General features: G+C 45.1%; 8 protein-coding genes. All 8 read left to right on the forward strand.

The window, feature by feature from the left end; genetic code table 11:
* Positions 1-122 precede the first annotated feature (122 nt).
* The 8 genes from fkpA to fusA all read left to right on the forward strand — a co-directional run bounded on the left by fkpA (position 123) and on the right by fusA (position 6098).
* Positions 123-905, forward strand: coding sequence for an FKBP-type peptidyl-prolyl cis-trans isomerase (fkpA, locus tag R7040_RS22390; protein WP_017821751.1), 783 nt, complete (start codon positions 123-125; stop codon positions 903-905).
* A 143-nt stretch (positions 906-1048) separates the two neighbouring features.
* Complete coding sequence (locus R7040_RS22395) at positions 1049-1771, forward strand: transcriptional regulator (RefSeq protein ID WP_005382804.1); 723 nt, start codon at positions 1049-1051, stop codon at positions 1769-1771.
* Complete coding sequence (gene tusD / locus R7040_RS22400) at positions 1768-2163, forward strand: sulfurtransferase complex subunit TusD (RefSeq protein WP_017821752.1); 396 nt, start codon at positions 1768-1770, stop codon at positions 2161-2163. Before R7040_RS22395 ends, tusD begins: the two co-directional genes overlap by 4 nt.
* Positions 2160-2516, forward strand: a complete 357-nt coding sequence (gene tusC / locus R7040_RS22405; protein WP_054702275.1) for a sulfurtransferase complex subunit TusC — start codon at positions 2160-2162, stop codon at positions 2514-2516. The genes tusD and tusC overlap by 4 nt, the downstream gene beginning before the upstream one ends.
* A 7-nt stretch (positions 2517-2523) precedes the next feature.
* Positions 2524-2799, forward strand: coding sequence for a sulfurtransferase complex subunit TusB (tusB, locus tag R7040_RS22410; protein ID WP_005382799.1), 276 nt, complete (start codon positions 2524-2526; stop codon positions 2797-2799).
* Positions 2800-2976: 177 nt separating this feature from the next.
* Positions 2977-3351 carry a 30S ribosomal protein S12 gene (rpsL, locus tag R7040_RS22415; protein ID WP_004399892.1) on the forward strand — a complete coding sequence of 125 codons (375 nt, stop codon included), beginning with the start codon at positions 2977-2979 and terminating at the stop codon, positions 3349-3351.
* Positions 3352-3452: 101 nt separating this feature from the next.
* Positions 3453-3923 (forward strand): 30S ribosomal protein S7, encoded by a 471-nt coding sequence (rpsG, locus tag R7040_RS22420; RefSeq protein ID WP_005382796.1) that lies wholly within the window; start codon positions 3453-3455, stop codon positions 3921-3923.
* A 75-nt stretch (positions 3924-3998) separates the two neighbouring features.
* The gene (fusA, locus tag R7040_RS22425; RefSeq protein WP_005382794.1) at positions 3999-6098 is read left to right on the forward strand and encodes an elongation factor G; all 2100 of its coding nucleotides are present in this window, start codon (positions 3999-4001) and stop codon (positions 6096-6098) included.
* The last annotated feature ends 231 nt before the right edge of the window (positions 6099-6329 follow it).

Genomic DNA, 6329 nt, shown 5'->3' on the forward strand with positions numbered 1-6329 from the left:
TAATAATCCGGTTTGTGTCTTAAGACATATAGCTAGTATATTGGTATAACGATTGTCTTCACTAGTCTCATAGAAGATTTGTGCACAACAACCAATGGCAGAGCCATTATTGGGAGAATTTAATGAAATCAGTTTTAAAAGTGTCGCTACTTGCTGCAACAGTCATGCTAGCGGTAGGTTGTCAGAAAGAAGAAACTAAAACAGAAACCGCACCTCAAGCAGAACAAGTTCAAGCAGAAACCGGTAAAGCGGTTCACTTTAAAACCGACGACGACAAAGCGGCATACGCAATCGGTGTTTCATTTGCTAACTACCTAAGCACAAGCATCGACAAGCCAAGCGAAATCGGCATTAATCTTAACAAAGATTTGGTACTAAAAGGTATCGAAGACGTCTTCAAAGGCAATGCTGAATTGAATGAAGAAGAAACACGTGCAGCACTAGAATCTCTAGACAAGCGTGTTGCAGAAAAGATGCAAGCACAAGCGGCTGAGAAAGCAGCTGAAGCGAAAAAAGCTGGCGATGATTTCCGTGCTGAGTTTGAGAAGCAAGAAGGCGTAGTGAAGACAGATACAGGTCTTCTATACCAAGTAATGACACCAGCTGAAGGTGAGAAGCCAAAAGACACTGATACGGTTCAAGTACACTACAAAGGTACTCTGATCGACGGTACTCAGTTCGACAGCTCATACGATCGTGGTGAACCTGCAACGTTCCCACTTAACCGTGTAATCCCAGGTTGGACAGAGGGTGTTCAGCTAATGCCTGTGGGTTCTAAATTCAAATTCGTTATCCCGCCAGAGCTAGCATACGGTGACCAAGACACACCAAGCATTCCTGCTAACTCAACGCTAGTATTTGAAGTTGAGCTGCTAAAAGTTGAGAACGACAACGCAGAGCAATAACAATAAGCTGCGATAAGTTATTGAAAAAGGTCCGTTTAACGGGCCTTTTTTGTTCTAGGTCACTAGTTGGTGAGTTTGCTAGGTTGCTTTTCAAATTTTCTGATAAACTTACACCAATTTGTTGATTTTTCGCTCGAAGGCTTATGACAACTACAGAAACAATAAACGCGGAGATGTTGCTCGAAATGGAATCCGTTAACGTGATGCCGTTTACCGAGCACGACAAAATCATTTTAAGATCTTATGAGGCGGTCGTGGATGGTATCGCCAGCCTGATAGGTCCATTTTGTGAAATCGTTCTTCACTCTCTAGAAGACTTAAATACCTCTGCAATTAAAATCGCTAACGGTGAAAACACGGGGCGCCAAGTCGGCTCACCAATCACTGATTTAGCGCTTAAGATGCTAAAAGACATCGAAGGCTCGGAGCGCAACTTCTCACGTTCGTACTTTACCCGTGCAAAAGGTGGCGTGTTGATGAAGTCGATTACTGTCGCCATTCGTAATGGCGAAAATCGCGTGATTGGTTTGTTGTGTATCAACGTCAACTTGGATGCGCCTTTCTCGCAAGTTCTTCAGTCTTTCATGCCGACGCAAGAAGCGAAAGAAGCGGCTTCCTCGGTCAACTTTGCTAGTGACGTAGAAGAGCTGGTGGACCAAACTGTTGAACGCACCATCGAAGAGATCAATGCGGATAAATCTGTGTCTAACAACACCAAAAATCGCCAGATCGTGATGGAGTTGTACGACAAAGGTATCTTCGATATTAAAGATGCCATCAACCGTGTCGCGGATCGCCTTAATATTTCAAAACACACCGTTTACTTGTACATTCGTCAACGTAAAACCGAGGATGATGAAAGGTGAGTAAACTGACTTACACGTTAGTGGTGAATGGTCCCGTTTATGGCAGCCAGTCAGCGCGCAGTGCTTATCAGTTCGCCAAAGCGGTGATAGAGCAAGGCCATCAGCTAGTGAGCGTCTTCTTTTATCAAGATGGTGTGACTAATGGTACTGCTTTGAGTGTGCCAGCCAACGATGAATTTGATCTCAATAAGGCGTGGCAGTCTTTGGCTAAAGAGCATGGTGTTCGCCTAGAAACTTGTGTCGCGGCCGCTTTGCGTCGCGGGATTGTAAGTGAAGAAGAAGCGAATCAACATGGTTTGGTTCAGAACAATCTAGCCGATGGTTTTGAACAAGCAGGCTTAGGTAGCCTAGCTGAAGCGATGTTAACCCAAGACAGAGTGGTACAGTTTTGAGTCAGTTAACTTATCTATTTCGTAGTGCGCCACATGGCTGTGCAGCTGGTCGTGAAGGTGTGGATGCACTGTTAGCTGCGTCGGCTTACTGTGAAGATATCAGCGTCATTTTCATGGGTGACGGGGTATACCAGCTTCTACTCGGACAAGACCCCAACAATATTTTGAGTAAAGATTACGCGCCGATGTTAAAGCTTTTCGATTTATACGACATCGAACAAGTCTTTGTGTGTTCAGAGTCGTTAACCCAGCGAGGTTTGGCGCAAGCGGATTTAGTCATTGAAGCCCAAGCGTTAAGCTCAGAACAGCTCAAAGATAAGTTACAACACGCTGGCAAGCTACTGTCTTTTTGAGGAAGGTATGTTACACATCATAAAAACAGTCTCTGCTCTAGAAGACGCCATGCCCTTATGCAGTGAACAGGATGACATCTTACTTATAGAAGATGCAGTGTACGCTGCTAACTCGCAACATAAAGCATTTTCCCATCTAAAAAACCGCAGCGTATTTGTGTTAGAGAGCGATGCGCAAGCTCGCGGTATTGCAAATCGTATCAGTCCATCGCTGACGATTGTGAATTACTCAGGCTTCGTTGAACTAACAGCAAAACAGGATAAATCCCTAACTTGGGATTGAACAAGATTTGCTGTCGACAAAGCTTTACGGATGAATTGTTCTAATTGAACAAAAAAGATCCGTATATTTCTTGACACACCTCTCACTGCTGCATAGAATTTTGCGTCCCTAACTGCATTGGCAGTTGGGGATAGATTTTTCACAAAGCTTACTTTCAAGTAAATCAGGAGCTAGTTAATGGCAACTATTAACCAGTTGGTACGTAAGCCACGTGCAAAGCAAGTTGTTAAAAGCAACGTGCCTGCACTAGAAGCGTGCCCACAAAAACGTGGTGTATGTACTCGTGTTTACACTACTACACCTAAAAAACCTAACTCAGCACTTCGTAAAGTTTGTCGTGTACGTCTGACAAACGGCTTCGAAGTTACATCGTACATCGGCGGTGAAGGTCACAACCTTCAAGAGCACTCAGTTGTTCTAATCCGTGGTGGTCGTGTTAAAGACCTTCCAGGTGTGCGTTACCACACTGTTCGCGGCGCACTAGACTGTGCTGGCGTAAATGACCGTAAACAAGGTCGTTCTAAGTACGGTGTGAAGCGTCCTAAGTCTTAATGGATTCCGTTAAGTAAGGCCAAACACTAAATTATTTTTAATTTTTTGAAAAAACTGAAAAGTTTTGGATAAAACCTGAAGAAGACAACGGAGATAAATCCATGCCACGTCGTCGCGTCATTGGTCAGCGTAAGATCCTTCCAGATCCAAAATTCAAATCTGAATTGCTGGCAAAATTCGTTAACATCCTAATGGTTGACGGTAAAAAATCTACTGCAGAGAAAATCGTTTACACTGCACTAGATGCTATGGCTGAAAAGTCTGGTAAAGACCACTTAGCTATTTTTGAAGAAGCTCTTGAAAACGTTCGCCCAGCGGTAGAGGTTAAATCTCGCCGTGTTGGTGGTTCAACTTACCAAGTACCTGTAGAAGTACGTCCGGTTCGCCGTAACGCACTTGCTATGCGTTGGTTGGTTGAAGCTGCGCGCAAGCGTGGTGAAAAATCTATGGCTCAACGCCTAGCTGCTGAAATGCTAGACGCGTCTGAGAACAAAGGTACTGCGGTTAAGAAACGTGAAGACGTTCACCGCATGGCTGACGCAAACAAAGCGTTCGCTCATTACCGTTGGTAATACCTTCTGTGCTGCGAGGTTCTCTCGCAGCACTTTTCTATACTCTAAGGTACACCTTAGTAAGAGGATACAATCGTGGCTCGTAAAACTCCTATTGAGCTATACCGTAATATCGGTATCTGTGCTCACGTAGATGCAGGAAAAACAACCACAACTGAGCGTATTCTGTTCTACACTGGCCTTTCTCACAAAATCGGCGAAGTTCACGATGGTGCAGCAACCATGGACTGGATGGAGCAGGAGCAGGAGCGTGGTATCACTATCACATCCGCTGCGACTACTACATTCTGGCGTGGTATGGAAGCACAGTTCCCTGAGCATCGCGTAAACATCATTGATACCCCTGGACACGTTGACTTTACTATCGAAGTAGAGCGTTCTCTTCGTGTACTTGATGGTGCTGTGGTTGTGTTCTGTGGCTCATCTGGTGTTGAACCTCAGTCTGAAACTGTATGGCGTCAAGCAGACAAATACCACGTTCCACGTTTGGTATTTGTAAACAAGATGGACCGTGCGGGCGCAGACTTCCTACGCGTTGTGAACCAAATTAAGAATCGTCTTGGTGCGACTCCTGTTCCAATCCAGCTGAACGTTGGTGCGGAAGATGAGTTCAGAGGTGTCATCGACCTTATCAAGATGAAAATGATCAACTGGAATGATGCCGATCAAGGCACTTCGTTTACTTACGAAGACATCCCGGCTGACATGATTGAACTTGCTGAAGAGTGGCGCAACCACATGGTTGAATCCGCTGCTGAAGCTAGCGAAGAGCTGATGGACAAGTACCTTGAAGAAGGTGAATTGACTGAAGCTGAGCTCAAACAAGCTCTACGTACTCGCACACTAAATAACGAAATCGTACTGGCTACTTGTGGTAGTGCGTTCAAGAACAAAGGTGTTCAAGCGGTACTGGATGCAGTAGTTGAGTTCTTGCCATCGCCTGTTGACGTACCTGCAATTAAAGGTGTCGACGAAAGAGAAAATGAAGTTGAGCGTCATGCTGACGACAACGAACCTTTCTCAGCGCTAGCGTTTAAGATTGCGACTGACCCATTCGTGGGCACGCTAACTTTCATGCGTGTTTACTCCGGTGTTGTAAACTCGGGTGACGCTGTTTACAACTCAGTAAAAGAGAAGAAAGAGCGTTTCGGTCGTATCGTTCAGATGCATGCGAATAAGCGTGAAGAAGTGAAAGAAGTTCGCGCTGGTGATATTGCAGCTGCTATCGGTCTGAAAGACGTAACAACAGGTGACACACTGTGTGATCAGAACCACAAAGTGATTCTAGAACGCATGGAGTTCCCTGAACCAGTTATTCAGATTGCTGTAGAGCCTCGTTCTAAGGCAGACCAAGAGAAAATGGCTATCGCGCTAGGTAAACTAGCAGCGGAAGATCCATCATTCCGCGTGGAAACGGACGACGAATCAGGTCAGACTCTGATCTCAGGTATGGGTGAACTTCACCTAGACATTATCGTTGATCGTATGAAGCGTGAATTCAGCGTTGATTGTAACGTTGGTAAACCTCAGGTTGCTTACCGTGAAACCATTCGTGGTAAAGCGGAAGTTGAAGGTAAGTTTGTTCGTCAATCAGGTGGTCGTGGTCAATACGGTCATGTTTGGGTCAAACTTGAGCCTTCTGAGCCTGGTGAAGGTTTCGTATTCGTAGACGAAATCGTGGGCGGTGTGATTCCTAAGGAATACATCAGTTCGGTATCGAAAGGTATCGAAGAGCAAATGAATAGTGGTGTTCTAGCGGGTTACCCTGTACTAGATATTAAAGCTACACTATTTGATGGTTCTTACCACGATGTAGACTCAAGCGAGATGGCGTTTAAGATCGCTGGCTCGATGGCATTCAAGAAAGGTGCACTAGAAGCACAACCTGTGATTCTAGAACCTATGATGAATGTCGAAGTAACCACTCCGGAAGACTGGATGGGTGACGTTGTTGGTGACCTAAACCGTCGTCGCGGTATCATTGAAGGCATGGACGAAGGTGTGGCTGGTCTTAAGATCATCCGTGCTCAAGTACCACTATCCGAAATGTTCGGTTACGCAACTGATCTACGTTCTGCAACTCAAGGCCGTGCGTCTTACTCTATGGAGTTTCACGAGTACGCTGAAGTGCCGAAAAACTTCGCAGATAAAATTATTGCAGAGCGTGGTTACTAATTGACGATTGAACTGCAAAAAGTTTACGACTTTTTGCGAGATCAGGGCGTCCAAATATTGCGCTAACGGGCGTTGGCGCATAAAATAACAATTTCTGGCGCGTCGTCGATCAATAATGATCACGACGAATCATAACTAGGAAGGAACACGATCGTGTCTAAAGAAAAATTTGAACGTACGAAACCGCACGTTAACGTTGGTACTATCGGCCACGTTGACCACGGTAAAACA

Source organism: Vibrio sp. 1069, assembly GCF_033340555.1.